Origin of the sequence: Izhakiella australiensis (assembly GCF_002006995.1) — a bacterium.
Classification (GTDB): Bacteria; Pseudomonadota; Gammaproteobacteria; order Enterobacterales; family Enterobacteriaceae; genus Izhakiella; species Izhakiella australiensis.
Genome location: NZ_MRUL01000004.1, coordinates 237,807 through 256,192, shown reverse-complemented (window position 1 = coordinate 256,192; position 18,386 = coordinate 237,807). Strand labels below are relative to the sequence as shown.

General features: G+C 54.4%; 19 protein-coding genes. 13 read left to right on the top strand and 6 right to left on the bottom strand.

What is annotated here, in order from left to right:
• The first annotated feature begins 3 nt into the window (after positions 1-3).
• The 5 genes from BTJ39_RS09005 to BTJ39_RS08985 all read left to right on the top strand — a co-directional run bounded on the left by BTJ39_RS09005 (position 4) and on the right by BTJ39_RS08985 (position 5,781).
• The gene (locus BTJ39_RS09005) at positions 4-699 is read left to right on the top strand and encodes a fimbria/pilus periplasmic chaperone (protein WP_078002344.1); all 696 of its coding nucleotides are present in this window, start codon (positions 4-6) and stop codon (positions 697-699) included.
• Positions 700-724: 25 nt separating this feature from the next.
• The gene (locus tag BTJ39_RS09000; RefSeq protein ID WP_241825890.1) at positions 725-3,337 is read left to right on the top strand and encodes a fimbrial biogenesis usher protein; all 2,613 of its coding nucleotides are present in this window, start codon (positions 725-727) and stop codon (positions 3,335-3,337) included.
• Between the two features lie 58 nt (positions 3,338-3,395).
• Positions 3,396-4,406, top strand: coding sequence for a fimbrial protein (locus BTJ39_RS08995; RefSeq protein ID WP_078002343.1), 1,011 nt, complete (start codon positions 3,396-3,398; stop codon positions 4,404-4,406).
• A 10-nt stretch (positions 4,407-4,416) separates the two neighbouring features.
• Positions 4,417-4,941: a fimbria assembly protein gene (sfmF, locus tag BTJ39_RS08990; RefSeq protein ID WP_078002342.1), complete on the top strand. Its 525-nt coding sequence runs from the start codon at positions 4,417-4,419 to the stop codon at positions 4,939-4,941.
• Between the two features lie 198 nt (positions 4,942-5,139).
• Positions 5,140-5,781 (top strand): bifunctional 4-hydroxy-2-oxoglutarate aldolase/2-dehydro-3-deoxy-phosphogluconate aldolase, encoded by a 642-nt coding sequence (locus BTJ39_RS08985; RefSeq protein ID WP_078002341.1) that lies wholly within the window; start codon positions 5,140-5,142, stop codon positions 5,779-5,781.
• 43 nt (positions 5,782-5,824) lie between these two features.
• Here the strand turns inward: BTJ39_RS08985 and purT are convergent, their stop codons facing one another.
• Positions 5,825-7,003 carry a formate-dependent phosphoribosylglycinamide formyltransferase gene (gene purT / locus BTJ39_RS08980; RefSeq protein WP_078002340.1) on the bottom strand — a complete coding sequence of 393 codons (1,179 nt, stop codon included), beginning with the start codon at positions 7,001-7,003 and terminating at the stop codon, positions 5,825-5,827.
• A gap of 133 nt (positions 7,004-7,136) precedes the next feature.
• Here purT and BTJ39_RS08975 point away from each other — a divergent pair, with 133 nt between their 5' ends.
• Both BTJ39_RS08975 and BTJ39_RS08970 read left to right on the top strand, forming a co-directional pair.
• Positions 7,137-7,457 carry a YebG family protein gene (locus tag BTJ39_RS08975; protein ID WP_078002339.1) on the top strand — a complete coding sequence of 107 codons (321 nt, stop codon included), beginning with the start codon at positions 7,137-7,139 and terminating at the stop codon, positions 7,455-7,457.
• 129 nt (positions 7,458-7,586) lie between these two features.
• Complete coding sequence (locus tag BTJ39_RS08970; RefSeq protein WP_078002338.1) at positions 7,587-9,656, top strand: prolyl oligopeptidase family serine peptidase; 2,070 nt, start codon at positions 7,587-7,589, stop codon at positions 9,654-9,656.
• On the opposite strand, the gene exoX is transcribed toward BTJ39_RS08970, so the two are convergent.
• From exoX to BTJ39_RS08955, 3 genes are all read right to left on the bottom strand, one after another.
• Positions 9,628-10,311: an exodeoxyribonuclease X gene (exoX, locus tag BTJ39_RS08965; protein WP_078002337.1), complete on the bottom strand. Its 684-nt coding sequence runs from the start codon at positions 10,309-10,311 to the stop codon at positions 9,628-9,630. The genes BTJ39_RS08970 and exoX overlap by 29 nt on opposite strands.
• A gap of 1 nt (position 10,312) precedes the next feature.
• On the bottom strand, positions 10,313-11,071 hold the full coding sequence (locus tag BTJ39_RS08960; RefSeq protein ID WP_078002336.1) for a carbon-nitrogen hydrolase family protein: 759 nt from the start codon (positions 11,069-11,071) through the stop codon (positions 10,313-10,315).
• 84 nt (positions 11,072-11,155) lie between these two features.
• Positions 11,156-11,386 carry a DNA polymerase III subunit theta gene (locus tag BTJ39_RS08955; RefSeq protein WP_078002335.1) on the bottom strand — a complete coding sequence of 77 codons (231 nt, stop codon included), beginning with the start codon at positions 11,384-11,386 and terminating at the stop codon, positions 11,156-11,158.
• 172 nt (positions 11,387-11,558) lie between these two features.
• On the opposite strand from BTJ39_RS08955, the gene copD reads away from it, so the two are divergent.
• The 3 genes from copD (at position 11,559) to BTJ39_RS08940 (ending at position 13,832) form a co-directional block, all read left to right on the top strand.
• Positions 11,559-12,437, top strand: coding sequence for a copper homeostasis membrane protein CopD (gene copD / locus BTJ39_RS08950; protein ID WP_078002334.1), 879 nt, complete (start codon positions 11,559-11,561; stop codon positions 12,435-12,437).
• A gap of 19 nt (positions 12,438-12,456) precedes the next feature.
• Positions 12,457-12,801 carry a YebY family protein gene (locus tag BTJ39_RS08945; protein WP_078002333.1) on the top strand — a complete coding sequence of 115 codons (345 nt, stop codon included), beginning with the start codon at positions 12,457-12,459 and terminating at the stop codon, positions 12,799-12,801.
• Positions 12,802-12,911: 110 nt separating this feature from the next.
• The gene (locus BTJ39_RS08940) at positions 12,912-13,832 is read left to right on the top strand and encodes an alpha/beta hydrolase (RefSeq protein ID WP_078002332.1); all 921 of its coding nucleotides are present in this window, start codon (positions 12,912-12,914) and stop codon (positions 13,830-13,832) included.
• Here BTJ39_RS08940 and BTJ39_RS08935 read toward each other — a convergent pair.
• Entirely contained in the window at positions 13,819-14,763 is a 945-nt protein-coding gene (locus BTJ39_RS08935; protein ID WP_078002331.1) for an aromatic alcohol reductase, read from the bottom strand. The genes BTJ39_RS08940 and BTJ39_RS08935 overlap by 14 nt on opposite strands.
• Positions 14,764-14,844: 81 nt before the next feature.
• On the opposite strand from BTJ39_RS08935, the gene BTJ39_RS08930 reads away from it, so the two are divergent.
• From BTJ39_RS08930 to BTJ39_RS08920, 3 genes are all read left to right on the top strand, one after another.
• Positions 14,845-15,255, top strand: coding sequence for a winged helix-turn-helix transcriptional regulator (locus BTJ39_RS08930; RefSeq protein WP_078002330.1), 411 nt, complete (start codon positions 14,845-14,847; stop codon positions 15,253-15,255).
• A gap of 572 nt (positions 15,256-15,827) precedes the next feature.
• The gene (locus tag BTJ39_RS08925; RefSeq protein WP_078002329.1) at positions 15,828-16,031 is read left to right on the top strand and encodes a DUF2767 family protein; all 204 of its coding nucleotides are present in this window, start codon (positions 15,828-15,830) and stop codon (positions 16,029-16,031) included.
• Positions 16,032-16,245: 214 nt separating this feature from the next.
• The gene (locus tag BTJ39_RS08920; protein ID WP_078002328.1) at positions 16,246-16,902 is read left to right on the top strand and encodes a metallophosphoesterase; all 657 of its coding nucleotides are present in this window, start codon (positions 16,246-16,248) and stop codon (positions 16,900-16,902) included.
• Positions 16,903-16,905: 3 nt separating this feature from the next.
• Here the strand turns inward: BTJ39_RS08920 and rsmF are convergent, their stop codons facing one another.
• Positions 16,906-18,348: a 16S rRNA (cytosine(1407)-C(5))-methyltransferase RsmF gene (gene rsmF, locus BTJ39_RS08915; protein WP_078002410.1), complete on the bottom strand. Its 1,443-nt coding sequence runs from the start codon at positions 18,346-18,348 to the stop codon at positions 16,906-16,908.
• Positions 18,349-18,386: the final 38 nt, after the last annotated feature.

Sequence of the window (18,386 nt, the reverse complement as noted above, 5' to 3'; positions counted from 1 at the left end):
CTGATGAAAGAAAGTTTAATAAAACTAACGATATTGCTGTGCTCTGTATTTGCCGTATTGCCACCGGCTAACGCGCAGGGGGGGATTGCATTAGGTTCAACCCGGGTGGTTTATCCGGCAGACAGTAAGCAAGTCTCTCTGTCCGTGAATAACAGCAGCAGGCAGGAGCGCTATTTAATAAACTCGTGGGTGTCTGACCAGCACGATAAAAAAAGTAAAGATTTTATCGTGACGCCGCCGCTCTTTGTCAGCGAACCGTCGCAGGAAAATACGCTGCGCATTATGTATATTGGCAAGCCATTACCCGCGGATAAAGAGACGCTGTTTTATCTCAATGTCAAAGCAATCCCGTCCGTAGATAAAAAAAGTGTTGAAAACAAAAATGTACTGCAGCTAGCGGTGCTATCAAGCATTAAACTGTTTGTTCGTCCCGCTGGCTTACCGGTTTCCCCGGAAGATGCGCCAGCCATGCTGCGTTTCAGTCGTCGCGCTAACTCGCTGACTGTTCACAACGCCTCTCCCTACTTTGTGACGCTGGTTAACCTGAAATTCGCTGGACAGCCATTGTCAGCGCTGATGGTTGCGCCCGGAGCAAACGGCAGGGTTTCATTACCGAAAGGAAAGTCTGGAAAAGTTACTTTTCAGACAATTAATGATTACGGCGCGCTGTCCTCAGTGCAAACGGGCGTAATGCAATAGTACTGGCTACTTTCAGGGAAGAAAAATGATGCAGCCGCCATCTCTACCTCGCCGGAAATATCTGCGGGGCCGCGCTTTCAGGCAAACAAGCGAAACTATCTTACTACCCATTATTGTCTTATGGAGCGCTGCTGCTCAGGCGGACAGCTACTTCAATCCGAATTTTCTTTCCAGCGATATTAACAGCGTGGCGGATTTATCGCGCTTTGAAAAAAACGATCAGCAGGCGCCCGGGACATACCGCACTGATGTTTATCTGAACGGTCGTTTCCTGTCCAACCGCGACGTACGCTTTGTTGCGACAGATATAAATAATGCCACAGCCCGGCGGGCAGGGGGGCTGACGCCCTGTATCGATGTTATCTGGTTAAAACAGATGGGCGTTAATATGGCCGCGTTCCCGGCGCTGGCGAAATACCACGCAGATGAATGCGTGGCAACAGAAACGCTTATTCCTCAGGCACAAATCGCATTTGATTTTGCCTTACTTAAGCTGGATATCAGCCTGCCACAGGCTGCACTGAATCAGAGTGCTGAAGGCTATATTCCTCCGGAGCAATGGGACAATGGCATCCCGGCACTGCTGTTTAATTATACGTTCTCAGGGAACAATGGTACAGGCGATCGTAGTTATTATCTTAACCTGCAAAGCGGGGCTAATGTCGGCGCCTGGCGGCTGCGTAATACCGGTGCCTGGCGTTACAGCCAGGGACGCGGCGGGGACAAAAGCGCATGGCGTAATATCAGTACCTATGTTGAGCGCGCGGTTATCGCCCTTAAAAGTTCGCTTATCCTGGGAGACAGCAATACCAATGGTGAGCTGTTCGGCAGCACGGGTTTTCGCGGTGTCCGGCTGTTTTCGGCAGAAAGTATGTATCCCTACAGCTTACAGGGTTATGCGCCGACCGTGCGCGGGATTGCGCGTACCCATGCCAAAATTGTTATTCGTCAGAACGGCTACGTTATCTATCAAAGTTATGTCCCGCCGGGACCATTTGTCATCAATGACATGAACCCGGCGACCGCCAGCGGCAATCTGAACGTCACCATTGAAGAGAGCGATGGCTCACAGCAACACTATACCGTTCCCTATTCAGCGGTGCCGATGTTGCAACGTGAAGGGCGGTTTAAATATGACCTGGTAGCCGGACAGTACCGCAGCGGCAGTGACGAGAAGTCCCGGCCATTTTTTATGCAGGGAAGCTTAATCGCCGGTCTGCGCAACGGTTACACCCTGTATGGTGGTACGCAGCAGGCTGCTGATTATCAGGCATTTATGCTGGGAGGCGCGAAAAATCTTGGCAACTGGGGGGCGCTGTCGCTGGATATCACCCATGCCCGCAGTCGGCTGGCCGATGGCAGCCAGCATCAGGGGCAGTCTCTGCGCGTGCTGTTTGCCAAATCCCTTAATGCTTTGGGCACCAACTTTCAGATACTCGGCTACCGCTATTCAACGCAGGGGTTTTATACGCTGGATGAAGTCGCCTATAAACGCATTCAGGGTTACGAGCTGAGCGATGAACAATCAAGCCGCAATAAGCAACCGGTCATTATTAATTACCATAATTTGCGTTACAGCAAGAAAGCTCAGATTCAGGCCAACATTTCACAGGGGTTGGGCGACTACGGCTCGGTGTATTTATCCGGTAACCGCCAGACTTACTGGCATGCCGACGGGAGCACCATCTGGTATCAGTTAGGTTACGCCAACGTCTGGAAAGGGATCAGTTATGCGCTCTCATGGTCATGGAACAAGTCTACGGATATGGCCGGCAGTGACCGCATAGTCGCGCTGAATGTGTCCCTACCGATGAGCCTGCTGTCCGCCCGTCACTTTTCCAGACAAAGCCTGCTGAATCGCAGCTATGCCACCTTTAACGGCAGTCAGGACGCACGGGGCGGCAGTAGCTGGCAGACGGGCGTCGGCGGCACCCTGCTGGCGGATAATAATCTCAGCTACAACTTCTCGCAGGGTCACAGTGCCGGCAATGGCGAAAGCGGCAGCCTCAGCGCCAGCTGGCAAACCAGCTATGGGGTGATGAGTGGCGGCTATAACTACGCGAGAGAGCAGCATCAGCTGAACTGGCAAATGTCAGGTGGCGTGGTCGCTCACCAGAATGGCGTGACGTTCAGCCAGCCTCTGGGCGATACCAATATTCTGGTCCGGGCACCGGGCGCGGCGGGGGTTAAGGTTGAAAACCAGACCGGCGTACGCACTGACTGGCGTGGATATACCGTTGTGCCTTTTGCCACCGTCTACCGCTATAACCGCATCGCGCTGGATATCAACACGCTGGGCGATCATATCGACATTGACAATAACGTCATCAGCGTAGTGCCTGTCCAGGGGGCACTGGTGCGGGCGTCATTCCACACCCGCAAAGGCGTCAGAGCGCTGGTCACGTTGTTGCGTAATGGCGTGCCGCTGCCGTTTGGCTCAGAGGTTAAAGAGGCACAAAGCGAGGGGCAGAGTCTGGTCGGCGATGCAGGGCAGGTGTATCTGAGCGGTATGCCAGTGCGCGGCGTTATCCAGGCGCGGTGGGGGCAATCTGAAAGCGCAGCCTGCAAAGCCCCTTATCAACTGGAAGACGACAGTCTGAAGAAGGCTGTCACGCAAATCACACTTCAGTGTAACTGACGCTGTATTTATTTTAGAAGGCGAGTGCGGCTGACTCGTGATGTAAACAGGACTAACCATGAATCAACAAACAATACTGCGGCTGCTGTCAACGATTGGTTTATTTTTCCCGCTTTCGGTTTTTGCCACAGTTTGTGATAATTATTACAACGTACCTACAGATATTTCTTATGATCTGTCCAATACCTTTAATACGTCAAACAATGCGGTCGGTAAAATTGTCACCCTTGACGGATATACACAAGGCATTGGAGTCTGGGCTGTTTGCCCGGCAGGCACCACAGGAAAACGAACCTATCGCAGCTACGTTACCAGTTTACCAATAAACCGAGTTATCGACGGCTTTAAATATATTTCCTTGAACGATTATTTAGATGTCGCCATGAGTATCACTGATAATACTGCGGGTGTATTTTATCCTCCGGTAAACTATATGCGGATGGGAGAACACTGGAAGGTACCCGAACAAGGCGCTTTCCCTATCGCAGATTCAAATCTGCGCTTTAAATTGATCGTGAAGCGCCGGCTGATTAATAAAGTTGTTATACCGCCCAAAACGCTTTTTCGGGTTTACGTTACCAGTACCAACAGTGATCCACTGACCAAAGTGGTATATACGATAGGTTTCAGCGGCGTTATCGATGTACCGCAGTCCTGCGTGATCAATTCCGGGGCGAACATCACCTTCAATTTTGGTGATATGGGCTCGACGCTGTTCAGCCAGGCTGGGGCGGGGCATAAACCGGCGGGCGTTAATCCGCAGTGGAAATCCGTCGGCGTCAAATGTGACAACATTGCAGCTGAAGCACTGCTCACCATGCGCCTTGAGGCAGATAATACTGTCGGTGATGCCCTCGTTTCCGACAATCCTGACCTCGGTTTTGTAATAGCCGATGCCAATGGTAAGCCACTTACGCCAAACAGTTTCAGCAGCACAATTCCTTTTACTGTCGATGATACGTCAGGGGCATCGGTTCGCCTCGGAGCCTGGCCGGTCAGTATTACCGGGAAAAAGCCGAAAGCCGGTCCTTTCACCTCGTTCGGTTATTTACGGGTGGACTTTAATTAAGGTGCAAGCAATGAACCCTGTCGCGAAGTACACACTGATTCCGGGACTGTTAATTACGTCCTGGGCGTTTGCAGGCAGCAATTCTGTTGGCTTACAGAACCTGCAGCTGACGGGCAATATCGTTGAGTTAAGCTGCCAGATAAGTGCCGGAGACAGCAATAAAGTTGTCGATCTCGGTCGCTGGGCAACCCGGGGGCTACGGCAGGCCGGGTCGGCTACGTCGCCGGTCTCTTTCAGCTTTCAGCTTACCGGGTGTCCGCCAGGCATCATAGCCATTACCTTCAGTGGTAAGACCCTTGCCGGCAATAGTGCATTACTGGCGCTTGATGACAGCGCCAACGCAGACAACGTGGCGGTGGAACTCAGCGACCAGTACCATCGGCCACTGTCATTTGGTCAGCCGGCGGATAAGGTCAGCATCGATGCCAGTGGCAATGCGAGTCTGCTATTTTTTGCCCGCTATGTTGCGTTGAATAATCATGTCCAGCCCGGACCCGCTTCAGCCAGCGCGGAATTTAGGATCAATTATTATTGATGCGCTGAGAGCGAAGAGCGGCTAACGCGTAAGCAGATTCTGACTTAGTTTCGCTGCCAGTCGTCATTTTTTTGAAACTGCGTTTTAAAAAAATGAGTTTGCCATAGACGATAAACCGCATACTGCGGTAAGGTACAGCGTATACCCCTCTTCCACCTTATAGTGTCGCGGCTTTAATGGCGCAAGGAGTTCGATGCAATGAAAAACTGGCGTATCAGTGCAGAACAAATTCTTACCGCGGGTCCGGTAGTACCGGTTATCGTGGTTAATAAGCTGGAACATGCGGTACCCATGGCCGAGGCGCTGGTGGCCGGCGGCGTGAAAGTGCTGGAAGTGACCCTACGCACCTCCTGCGCGCTGGAGGCCATGAAGGCGATGATCAAAGCGGTACCGCAGGCGATCGTCGGTGCCGGTACGGTCATTAATCAGCAGCAGCTGCAGGAAGTTACCGATGCCGGCGCACAGTTCATTATCAGTCCGGGCATTAGCGAGAAGTTAGTGGCAGCGGCAGTGGCAGGACCGGTTCCCCTGATTCCGGGTATCAGCACCGTTTCAGAACTGATGCTGGGCATGGAGCACGGACTGCGTGAATTTAAATTTTTTCCGGCAGAAGCTAATGGCGGGGTAAAAGCACTGCAGGCTATTGCCGGGCCGTTCCCACAGGTTCGCTTTTGTCCTACCGGCGGCATTTCGCCAAAAAATTACCGTGACTATCTGGCCTTAAGCAGCGTGCATTGCATTGGCGGCAGCTGGCTGGTTCCGGCGGATGCGCTGGAATCCGGCGATTATGAACGCATTACCCAGCTTGCTCGCGAGGCGGTAGCCGGCGCGCGCAGCTGACTTGCCGTCAGAACAGCCGCCGGCTTGCTGTCGGCGGCAAATCTTAACCTTTGACCACTACCTGGCGGGCGCAATCTATAGCGCGATCGATCGCCAGTTCAATGTTGTCTGCCGTTGCCAGCGCGACGCCCAGTCGACGCTGACCGCTAATTTCCGGCTTGCCGAACAGGCGCAGCTGCAACCCGGCGCCAAGCGCAGCGGAAAGATTGCTAAAAGAAACGTTGTTACTGGTCAGTTCGGGCAGGATAACGGCAGATGCGGCGGGGCCATATTGACGAATGCCGCCGATCGGCAGACCGAGAAACGCGCGTACGTGCAGGGCGAACTCTGACAGGTCCTGAGATATAAGCGTCACCATGCCGGTGTCATGGGGGCGCGGTGAGACCTCGCTGAAGACGACTTCATCGCCGCAGACGAACAGCTCCACGCCGAATAATCCGTGACCACCGAGGGCGCTCACTACTTTTTCCGCAACCTGCTGCGCCTGTTGTAATGCCTGAGGGCTCATCTGCTGCGGTTGCCATGACTCCCGGTAGTCGCCATCCTCCTGACGATGCCCCACCGGCGCACAGTAATGAATACCATCTGTCGCGCTAACCGTGAGCAGGGTGATTTCAAAGTCAAACTTAATCACGCTTTCAACAATCACCCGACCGGCGCCGGCGCGGCCGCCCTGCTGGGCGTATTCCCATGCTTTTTCAAGATCATCTTTGCTACGAATAAAGCTTTGTCCTTTCCCCGATGAGCTCATTACCGGTTTTATAATGCACGGAAAACCTATTTCTTCTACGGCTTGAAGAAACGCAGCCTGGCTGTCGGCAAAGCGGTAAGCAGAAGTGGGTAGGCCCAGCGTTTCCGCCGCCAGCCGACGAATTCCCTCTCGATTCATGGTCAGGCGAGCTGCCTGAGCGCGAGGTACTACGCGCTGTCCCTGATTTTCCAGCTCTACCAGGACATCGGTGGCGATCGCTTCAATTTCCGGCACAATATAATCCGGCCGCTCCTGAGCGATGAGCTCTTTCAGCGCCTGTGGGTCAAGCATGTTGATCACATGGCTGCGGTGGGCGACCTGCATTGCTGGCGCATCGGCATAGCGATCGACCGCAATCACCTCAACGCCCAGCCGCTGGCATTCAATCGCCACCTCTTTACCCAGCTCGCCGGAACCTAATAACATTACGCGCGTGGCGGCGGGGCGCAGCGCGGTGCCAAGAGTCGTCATGATCTAATACCTGAGTTAGCTAAAAACGCGCGCAGTATAAACGAAAACGTTTGTGTAGGCACTTGCTTTGCTGATTTGCGCGGGAAAAAAGATTTGTTTATACTGGATAAAAATACAGCATCAGAGGTGTGCGATGGCGGTAGAAATTAAATATGTCGTAATACGTAATGGCGAGGAAAAGATGACGTTTGCCAGCAAGAAAGAGGCGGATGCCCATGACAAAATGTTGGATATGGCTGAAACGTTTGCCGACTGGCTGGGTCAGAGTACACTGGAGCTTGATGAAGCCCAGCGTGAAGCGCTCGGTTTACATCTGGCCGCTGAGAAAGAAGCCATTCAGCATATTATTCGCACCAGTAAACTGCCTGAGGCCGTCGCCAGTCAAAGCGCTGATAGCGACAGCGTGGTTAACCAGCAGAAGAAAGCGCCGATCAAAGCCGTAGATGCCGCCTGATTATTTGCGCCGGCGGCTATTACGCCGGCGTTTCTCCCTTATCTTCCTCTGCTCGCGGTTGGCAATCCTGTTAAACGCTGCCACGCTTATATCAGGTAAGTCAGTTTTATCCCGGAGCGACCAATTATTATGATGCCCCCAAAAGCGCGCGAAACTCCCCATACCATGACCCTGCACGACGATACCCGCGTCGATAATTACTACTGGCTACGCGACGATCATCGCCAACGGCCAGAGGTAATTGACTATCTGCGTGCGGAAAATGATTACGGCAGGGCGGTGATGTCTTCACATCAGGCGCTGGAAAGCAGCCTGCTCAATGAAATGATTGAACGTGAGGCGCAGGAGGTGCAGTCGGTCCCGTATGTAAAGCGTGGCTACCGTTATTTGCATCGCTATGCTCAGGGTGATGAGTTTCCTCTCTATTTACGTCAGCCTGCTGATACGTCAACGCCCGATGAGTGGGAAATCCTGCTGGATGCGAATCAGCGTGCTGCTCACAGCGAGTTCTACACCCTCGAAGGTCTTAGTGTTAGTCCTGATAACCAAACGCTGGCGGTGGCGGAAGACTTCCTGTCGCGGCGTCTGTTCGGCATACGCTTTTGTAATCTGACGACCGGCTGCTGGTATCCGGAAGTGCTTGAGAACGTTTCTGATGAATTCGTCTGGGGAAACGACAGTCGGGTTCTTTACTACGTCCTCAAACATAAACAGACCTTATTGCCCTGGCAGGTCTGGCGGCATCAGGTTGGCACCTCGCAGCAGGATGATGTGCTGATCTATGAGGAGCAGGACGATACCTTTTATGTCAGCGTGCACAAATCAACGTCAGAACATTTTATTATCATCGCCATGCAGAGCAGTACCAGCAGCGAGATGAGACTGCTTGACGCTGAGTTTCATGACGCCATTCCCCAGGTTTTAATGGCTCGCAGCAAAGATCATGAATACAGTCTGGATCACTATGACCATCAGTTTTTTATCCGTTCCAATCGCCACGGCAAAAATTTCGGCCTTTACCGGACCGACGAGGTTACTGCCGAAGGCTGGCAGTGCCTGATTGAGCCACGACCGCATATCGTGCTGGAAAACTTCTCGCTATTTCGCGACTGGCTGGTGGTCGAAGAGCGCCAGCGCGGACTTACCAGCCTGCGCCATATTCATCGTCGGAGCGGGGAGGCGGTGAGCATCGCCTTCGACGATCCGGCCTATGTGACCTGGCTGGCGTACAATCCCAGTCCGGAAACCAGTAAATTGCGTTACGGATACTCATCGATGACTACGCCGCAAACTCTGTTTGAACTGGACATGGACACCGGCGAGCGCGTATTGCTGAAACAGACTGAGGTTAAGGGATTTGACCCTGCAAATTATCGCAGTGAGTACCACTGGTTTATCATGCGTGACGGTACTGAGGTTCCCGTTTCTCTGGTTTATCATCGCGATCATTTCCACAAGGCTAAGAATCCGCTGTTGGTATATGGCTACGGCGCCTATGGCGGGAGCATGGACGCTGATTTCAGCATCAGTCGCCTTAGCCTGCTTAATCGCGGTTTTGTTTTTGGCATTGCTCATATACGCGGCGGCGGGGAACTGGGACAGAACTGGTACGACGCCGGTCGCATGCTGAATAAGATGAACAGTTTCACCGATTTTATCGATGTCACCGTCGCGCTGGCTAAGCAAGGTTATGCTGACCCTGACCGGATTTATGCCATGGGAGCAAGCGCCGGGGGGTTGCTGATAGGGGCCGTCCTTAATATGGCCTCTGATTTATATCATGCTGCCGTGGCTGAGGTGCCATTTGTTGACGTGGTTACCACCATGCTGGATGCGTCAATTCCGCTGACGACGGGAGAATACCAGGAATGGGGCAACCCAAACCGTGCCGACGAGTATCATTACATCAGACAATATAGTCCCTATGACAATGTCACCGCCAAGCGCTATCCTCATTTGCTGGTCACTACCGGACTGCATGACTCGCAGGTGCAGTACTGGGAACCGGCAAAGTGGGTGGCAAAGCTGCGCAAGTTGAAAACTGATGATAGCCTGCTGCTGCTTTGCACCGATATGGACGCCGGGCATGGGGGGAAATCGGGGCGGTTTAAATCTTATGAAGGTATTGCGCTGGAATATGCGTTTCTTATCGGTCTGGCGCGCGGATCGCTCAGCGCGGCGCCGCCAGCGCAGCCATAACGGCTTGTTTTAACGCCGGTTTGAGGTCGCTGATATTTTTCAGCATCCAGTGCAAATAGGCCGGATTTTTCTGCGCGACCACGCTAATTGGCTGACCGCGATACTTGCCAAACGGCAGTACCCCTTCCTGTGATGGCCGGGGCTCCATTCGCGACGCCATGGCGGCGGCGTCCCACCCGGACACCTGCATAATGCGAATTAACAGCGCAGCAGTGACGTAGCAATCATAAAGCGCCCGGTGGGCATGCAGGTGCGCCGGTGGCGTAACCTCCAGCCGCAGCGACTCTCGCAGCGCCTGGTTGCCATATTTAATGCCGGGCCATAGCTGACGTGCAAGCTTCATGGTACATAGCCAGTTTCCCGACATTTCCGGCAGTACGCGCCGATCAAAGCTGGCATTGTGCGCGACGTACCATTCGCTGCCCTGATAGCGGATAATTGCGTCTTCAACCGGCGGCATACCGCTAACCATGGCGGGGGTAATCCGATGGATGGCCATTGCCTGGCGGCTGATTGGACGATCGGGCATTACCAGATCGCTCATTGGATTGACGATTTCACCCTCAACCACATCGACGGATGCCACTTCGACAATCCCGCCGTCAAGACCGCAGGTTTCAGTATCGATTACGCGAAAGCGGGTAACTGCAGACAACTTATATCGACTCCGGTTGGATGAACGGGACGGTGTCACCGTGCCAGTGACCTTCGTTACGCTCGGCAATGACCAGCTGTTCGCCTTCAGTGCCGACCACAATCTGATTACCACGCTGATCCCAGAGTGCGCTTTTCCCGGCACTGTCTAACCCGCCGGTAGGATAGGCGTGATTGGCCATCAGCACCGCCATATTGAAATCCCGCGCCCAGCGCTGCAGATAACCGGCATCGGTAGCGTAACCCGTTTCGCTTACCAGCACGCTGGCGGCATAAAGGTTAGCGCCGCGCTGGGCTGCGTCGCGGGCATAGGCATCAACGGTAATATCCGCACATACCGCCAGCGTCACGTAGCGGTGATCGTAACCAAACAGTGGCAGACCATCGCCGGGGGTAAAAAAGCGCGTTTCATCGCCGTGCAGCTTACGCTTGGCATAGGCGATGCGGGTGCCTTCCGGTAAAAAGGCGAGGGCGGATAGCCGGGGTTTGCCTTCATGCAGTAAAGGCAAACCAATAATGATGCTCATCTGGTGATTGTGCGCCGCCTGGCTGAATACTTTCAGGCGCGGATCGTCAAGCTCCAGCGCCTGGTGGCTGGCGTGCTCCAGTTCGTAGCCGGTCAGTGAAAGCTCAGGAAAAAGCAGAAGGTCGACCTCTCTGTCTGCCGCCTGACGAATAAAGGCTAAATGATGGGCAATGTTCCATTCAAGCTCGCCGGGTTTTGACCCGGATTGGGCCGCTGCAATACGCCAGAAAGACATGATCACTCACTCCTGATAGTGATAATTCTGCAAGCTATCTCACCCGAAGCGACAACAGAAAACAAGATAAAACGTTAAGCGCGTTTATTTTTGCTTAGGTTCCCATGGCAGCCGGCTCAGAGACAGCGACGCCTGACGGTGGTGCTGAAGCCGTTCACGAAACCATATGCGCAGCTCTTCGGGCTGCTCTTTTTCAACCAGTTCAGCAATAACGGGCATATTGTAGCGCTCTTTATAGGCGACGCCCGCAGCGGCCAGATCGGCATTAACGCGATCTTTTTCCTGCTGATCCAGCTCTGCCAGATTATATGACATATCTCTACTCCTGTTCGCAGTGCAAAAAGTACCTTAGTCGCCGCAGGCTGACAAGTCTTTGCCTGCAGGCGGGTGTCATCCGACCTCGACAGCTCAGAAGGGGCGGGGTATGCTGACGCCGATTTTTAACTTTTCATGCACGGAACGATCTGGGATCTGAATCGCGGACACTATGCCACTGGATACTGTTTATCTGTTCAGCCGCTGGATGCACTTTACGCTGCTGTTCGTTTATTCGGGCTGCTGTTTTTACAGCACGCTGCTTGCGCCGCGATGCTGGCGCAAGCAATTATCTCGTCGGCTTTTATCTCTGAGCGTGCTTGCTGCTGCGGGCTGTTTATTTTCAGCCTGGTTGCTACTGGCCGCTCAGGTCGGTCTGATGGGCGACGGCTGGCAAGATATTATGCGTTCCGGGGTGTGGCAGGCCGTGCTCGCTACGTCTTTCGGTCGAATGTGGCGCTTACAGCTTTGGCTACCGCTAATCAGCCTTGCGGCACTGTTTATTCCCCGCCAGTTTGGGCGTAACCTGGCATTATTGTCAGCGCTGACCCAGCTTTGTGGCCTGGCACTGGTCGGCCATGCCGCGATGCATGAAGGTATGCCGGGTGTCTTGCAGCGTATCAATCAAAGTATTCATTTAATCAGCGCGGCGTTTTGGGTTGGCGGCCTGGTTCCGCTGCCTGCCGTTATGCTGGCGGCGCGGCGGCAGTCGTCGGGCTATGACGCTATTCGCACCATGATGCGCTTTTCTTCTTACGGACATCTTGCCGTGGTGCTGGTGCTGGTTACCGGCATCATTGACGGCTGGCTGCTGCTTGGCTGGCCACCGCAAAGTTTTCAGTTCTACAGCCAGCTGCTGCTGTTTAAGGTGATGCTGGTGCTGCTGATGATCGCCATTGCTCTGTTTAATCGCTACTGGCTGGTTCCACGCTTTCGACTGGCGGGTTACCAGGCGCAGCGACGATTTATTGCTGCCACCTGTCTTGAACTGCTGCTGGCAGCCTGCGTGCTTATTCTGGTTGCGGTGTTTGCGACGCTGTCGCCGGGTTAATTTTAAAAGGGTCATTACAATGAAAAAATGGTTAAGCATTTTGTTGCTATCAGGGATCGCCAATAGCGCTCTGGCTGCATCGCAAATTGTGACCGTCAGCCGCTTTGAGGTTGGTAAAGACAAATGGGCGTTTAATCGTGAAGAGATTATGCTCACCTGTGAAAAAGGCGGCGCGCTGTTTGCTATTAATCCCAGTACGCTGCTGGAGTATCCCCTCAACGACAAGGCTGAGGCAATGATGAAATCCGGCCAGGTTCAGGCTAAACCGATCTCAATTATTCAGCTGGACGATCCGGCGCATCCCGGCCAAAAGAAAAGCCTGCAGCCGTTTATCGATCGCGCACAGCAGCTTTGCCGTAAATAGACGATGTTAAGCGACGCGGCATTTTTTTGCTGTCCGCGACTTCAACGCGGGTTCTTCATCCTTTCTCCACCTTTTGCAACCATAGTGTCAGCTAACGCCGGAGGAGAATGATGAATCGTCGTAAATTTATTCAGGGAGCCCTGGTTAGCTGTTTCTCGTTACGCTTTCCACACAGCATCGCCAGCGGGCTGTCCGGGGCGGATGAAGGGATTGATATTGCGCTGTGGCCGGGCTTACCACCGGGCGGTGGTGGACCCGCAGGCGCGCCGCTACGTTCCCCGGTCGGGGCATTGACGCATATCTCCCGACCGTCACTGACCTTGTTGCCTTCCGCCCGTGCTGGCGGAAAAGCGGTACTTGTCGCCGCCGGTGGCGGTTACAAGCGCATCGGCATGGCGCGCGAAGCATGGCCCGCCGCCCGCTGGCTGCAGCGACAGGGATACAATGCCTATATTCTTTGCTACCGGCTGCCCGGGGAAGGCTGGCACGATGGGGTGAGCGTCGCCTTACAGGATGCAAGGCGCGCGCTGCGCGTCATCCGCAGCCGGGAAAAGCAGCTTAGCGTGCTGGGGTTCTCCGCCGGCGGGCATTTGATGGGCATGGCGATTAATGCCCGCCGTCTCGGTCACTATCCCAGTCAGGATGATATCGATAAGCTGCCCGCCAGCGCCGACGCCGCCGCGCTGATTTATCCGGTTATTTCACTGGAAAGACCCTGGACCCATACCGCCACGCATCGCATGTTGGTCGGGCCGGAGGCCAGCGATCGGCAGAACGCACTGTGGTCGGTTCAGCGCCACGTCTCGCCAGCTACCCCGCCAATATTTCTCGTGCAGGCGGAGGATGATCCGATCGCGAACCCGCATAACAGCCTGTTAATGGCTGAAGCCTGCCAGCAAGCTAAGGTGCCGGTCGAGCTGCATATGTACCGCAGCGGCGGCCACGGTTTCGCGATGGGGAGGGCCGGCACGCCCGTAGCCGCATGGCCTGAGGCATACCGCCAGTGGCTAAGCCGGGTTATGCCGGGGTGAGACTGCGGTTCTCCTGTAGCCAGCGTTTAACATCGGTGACTTCGATTCCCCGCCTGGCGTTCCAGCTTTGTGATTTCGGCCAGGCAATGCCCGATTGGCGGGCAAAAGCCAGCTGATAAGCACTGGCAACGTCACCTTGTAGGAAAAGTCGCTGCTGCAGCTGCGCACGACTGCGTACCTCCAGGGTGAAAGGCCGGCAAAAGTGTTCGCTTAGCAATTGCGCAAGCTGGCTATAAGTGACGGTGTCACCTGCTGTATAGATAATGTCATTTTGCACCGCTGGCTGGTAAAAAAAGACGTCTGCCGTTAGCCTGCCTATATCCTCTGCGGTGGTCAGGGTGAGCGCATAATCTGCCGCGCCCAGGGCGAAAAGCTTTTGGTTTTCAATCTCAATGACGCCAAAGTCCGGTTCAAATAAAAAGCTGATAAACATCCCGGTAGAAATGATCACCCAGGCCGTTGCGCTTTGCTGGCGCAGCAAGTGGCGTACCTGAAGTTGTTCATCCCATACCGGTTGGCCGCTGCCCATGCCGATGCGGTCATAATCAACGCCGAACTGCCATGGAAAATAGCGCTCAATGCCGGCGCTGATTACCGCCTGGCTAATTTTGAGCTGGGTACCGGCGCCGCCGGCAAAGCCGCTGCAGTTAATCACCGCATTAAAGGGTTTAAAAAGCTGCGCCAGGCTGGATTGATCGTCGCGACTCAGATCGGCGGTGACAACCTCAATACCCCATTCAGCCAGCTGTTTGTCGCGCTGCAAATAGGCTGGCTGGCTGTTGTGGTGCGCTGCCGGACGTAGCAGCACGCTGAGCCGGATGTCGGGGGGCGTCTTTCTGCTAGCAACAAACGCCTTAATCATCGCCATGCCGAGCTCGCCTGCGCCGATAATCAGAATGTTTTGCCGTTGCTTTGTCTGGGTATGCTTCATATGCTCCTCCTGTTACACAGCATTCTGACAGCAGCAACTTGCGACGCACAATCAGGCACACGGGTGATACCAGAGGACAACATGCAACTCAGTTCGCAACAAATCGCCAGCTTTGCCGCCATCTGCGAGGCCTTAAGTGATGAAGATGATTCACTAAAAAGAGAGGTGCTTAGCCATGCCGGCAACCGCTGGTCGCTGGGAATTTTGTATATTCTGGGGACGCAGGGAACGCTGCGCCATGCTGACCTGCGCCGCGCCATGCCGGGAATAACCCAGCGCATGCTGACACGTACTTTACGCCAGCTGGAACGTGATGGGCTGATAGGGCGCTTTGATCATCAGCAAAAATTTCCCCACCCACGCGTTGATTACAGCCTGACGGCGTTGGGAGAAGGGATGCTGATGAATATGCTGCCGCTATGGCGCTGGATTATCGATAACGCCGGAGAGTTTCGCGCCGCCAGGCGCCGTGCGATGCCGACAGCCGAATAATCAGTTTCTTTAAGTGACCCTGTCACGAATTGCGATTTTCATGGCGCAGCTAGCTTGCATTTGCCGCCCTGGAGGCCGTACTGGCCATAAATCCGCTGGCATTATTAGCCGGGAGAAGTGTCCACCAATTGACTGTCGGGTCTCCTGGAGGGGGTAATCCGGTGTAACTGGATGGATACTAACTGGTTGATTTTTATATAACTGATTGTTTATAAAAGATAAACAAAAAAAGACCGAATACGATTCCTATATTCGGTCCAGGGAAATGGCTCTTGCGGGAGAGCCGTGCGCTAAAAGTTGGCATTAATGCAGGCGATGTCGCCTTGCTCTTTAAATGTAGCCGGGATATGTATTTTTTCCAGCCAGCTGTAAACCCCCACGGCTAAAGTTGTTCGCTTCGTGATCGGGGTTGCATAAATTGGAATAGCGCAGGGCGCGTGCGCGGGTGATTTATTTGCCCCGGACGTGAATATATTAATTTTTGTTTACATTCCGCCACAGAAAAACATCTGACTGACACTGCCTGTTCAGCTTCTTTAACTATACTCGCGGTAGGAAATTAAGGAGGTAACATGCAGCGTCAAGATATGAGCGAAGCATCTTATGACGAAGCCTGCCGCATCATTGGTGACGTGGTGCTGGTACTAAAGGATGCAGGGGCAGAAACCGGACGGACCTCGATTCTGGCAATCTTGCGTAAGGCTTTGATGCAGCGTAACGATTTGGCCGGAGAAGATAATAAGGCTCTTAAGCATGCGCTGATGCTGATGAAATAGTCTCGCGGCTGTTTCGACGCCGATGCGCGGCAGTGCCGACCAGGACTGCATTATGACCCGTTGATAGCCAGCGGCGACGGTCATCAAACCGCACAACGTTGGCCGCCTCTGTGAATGGCTTAACGTTGCGCATTTCCCCCCCTTGCTATACTTCCTTAGCGCTGGAAACTCATTTTCAGCTCAAATCTTATGCTCAGCGTTGTGACTTAACATCATGTTCTATCAGTATCTGGACGGAGAAAACTGGCGTCATATTTATATTGTCGGTGACCTGCATGGTTGCCGACGGATGCTCGATGAGCAGCTGATTAGCCAGCGCTTTGACCCTCAACAGGACCTGCTGATATCAGTTGGCGATCTTATCGACCGGGGTCCGGACAGCCGTGGCTGTCTGGCGTTGCTTGATCAACCCTGGTTTCGCTGTGTGCGCGGCAATCATGAGGAGATGGCGCTAGCGGCGCTCAAGGGCGCGGATCGCGCTGAGCATCAGCTCTGGCAGCTGAACGGCGGCGACTGGTTTTATCAGCTGCGCGGCAGCCAGTGTATTGAAGCGCGCCATGCCCTGATGCGCTGTCGCGAGCTACCGCTGGTGCTTCATCTGGTATCTGACGGTAAGATTATGGTGATTGCCCATGCCGATTATCCTGCCAGCCACTACGCCTGGGGGCAGGAGGTTAATCCTCGCGACCTGGTATGGAGCCGCGAGCGGATTAATCAGCTACAGCGCGGCATCGGAGAAGTCATCAGCGGCGCTGATGACTTCTGGTTTGGCCACACGCCGTTGGAGAGACCGGTGCATGCCTTTAATCAGCACTATATTGACACCGGCGCGGTATTTGGTAACACCCTGACCTTAGTGCAGGTGCAGTAAGCCTTAATCTCCGGCGCTAAACAGTTTTCCGTCGCGCACCAGCTCGCGCGGGTAGCTGTTTTTCAGTCGACTACCTATCTTTTTTGCCAGTCCGAGTGGCTGCTGCTGAAATGTCACAATCACTTCATTCGCGCTAATCTCGCCTTCAGGGTAAATATCCCGTCCGTGATACCATTCAACGGCTTCTGCTGCCGTCAGCGCGACGCAGTTGGCGGCCTGCGTGTCGGCCAGTGCAATAACCGCTTCATGCTGCCAGCGATAGCCTTTGGCGAAGGTTTCCGCCAGCCGCAGGCCGATGCGTGAAAATCGTACTTTACCGAGTAGCGGCACGATGGCTTCCGGAAACAACCAAAGCTCTTTATCCCGTTGCCAGAGGGCCAGTAACCGGCTATCCCAGTGCAGGCCAACGTTGCCTGCGGCGGCGGTTACCTGCTGGCTAAGGGCGGTTGAAAGGCGACTGAAGGGGAGTTTGCCGAGTTTATAGCCGGGCGCAGGCAGCGCGGGTAGCGAGGCAGTTTTACGCAGGCGGGCGACAAAAAATCCTTCGCTGTCAAAGCGCTGTGGAAATACGTGCAGATCGCCCGCCGGCGTCGCTACGCGTTCGGCGCCCGGAAACAATCCATTAAGCGGCAAACGCTCAGCTGCGCCGGGCCACTGCGCCAGCAGCCAGTCGATAATTTGCTGATTTTCTTCGCGATTGAGGGTGCAGGTTGAATAAACCAGTACGCCACCCGGCTTCAGGGCATGGAAAGCGCTGGCGATAAGATCGCGCTGCGTAGCCGCAATCTCAATATTGCTGGCGGCAGACCAGTTTTTCAATGCATCTGCATCTTTACGCAGTACGCCTTCGCCGGAACAGGGCGCGTCCAGCAATATGGCGTCGAACTGTTCTGGCAGGGCAGCACCAAATACCCGGCCATCAAAATGGGTGAGGGCAACGTTGCTGACGCCGCAGCGGCTGAGATTAGCATGCAGCACTTTTATGCGACTGGCGGCGTACTCGTTGGCGACAATGGCCCCTTCTTGCGCCATGCGCGCTGCGATTTGAGTGGTTTTTGACCCCGGCGCGGCGGCCATATCCATCACGCGTTCGGGACCGGGGGCCGCATCAAACAGCGCCGTAACCGGCAGCATGGAGCTGGCTTCCTGAATATAAAATAATCCGCTCAGGTGCTCAGCAGTGCTACCGAGCGGAAAATCCCCATCATCACGATCGATCCAGAAGCCTTCCTCACACCAGGGGATCGGCGTCAGCTGCCAGCCCCAGGGCGCGACCAAATCAAGAAACTTGTCTACGTCAATCTTGAGCGTATTGACGCGCAGGCTGCGTCGCAGCGGCTGCCGGCAGATCGTGAGGAACGCGTTGAAATCGGCTTCGTCAGGCAGCAGATCGCGCATTTGCTGCAAAAAAGCAGCGGGGAGAAAGGGCGTTGCAGTGGTGGTCACAGGCGTAATCCAGGCCAGCGGGAGCAAGACAGCTCCCC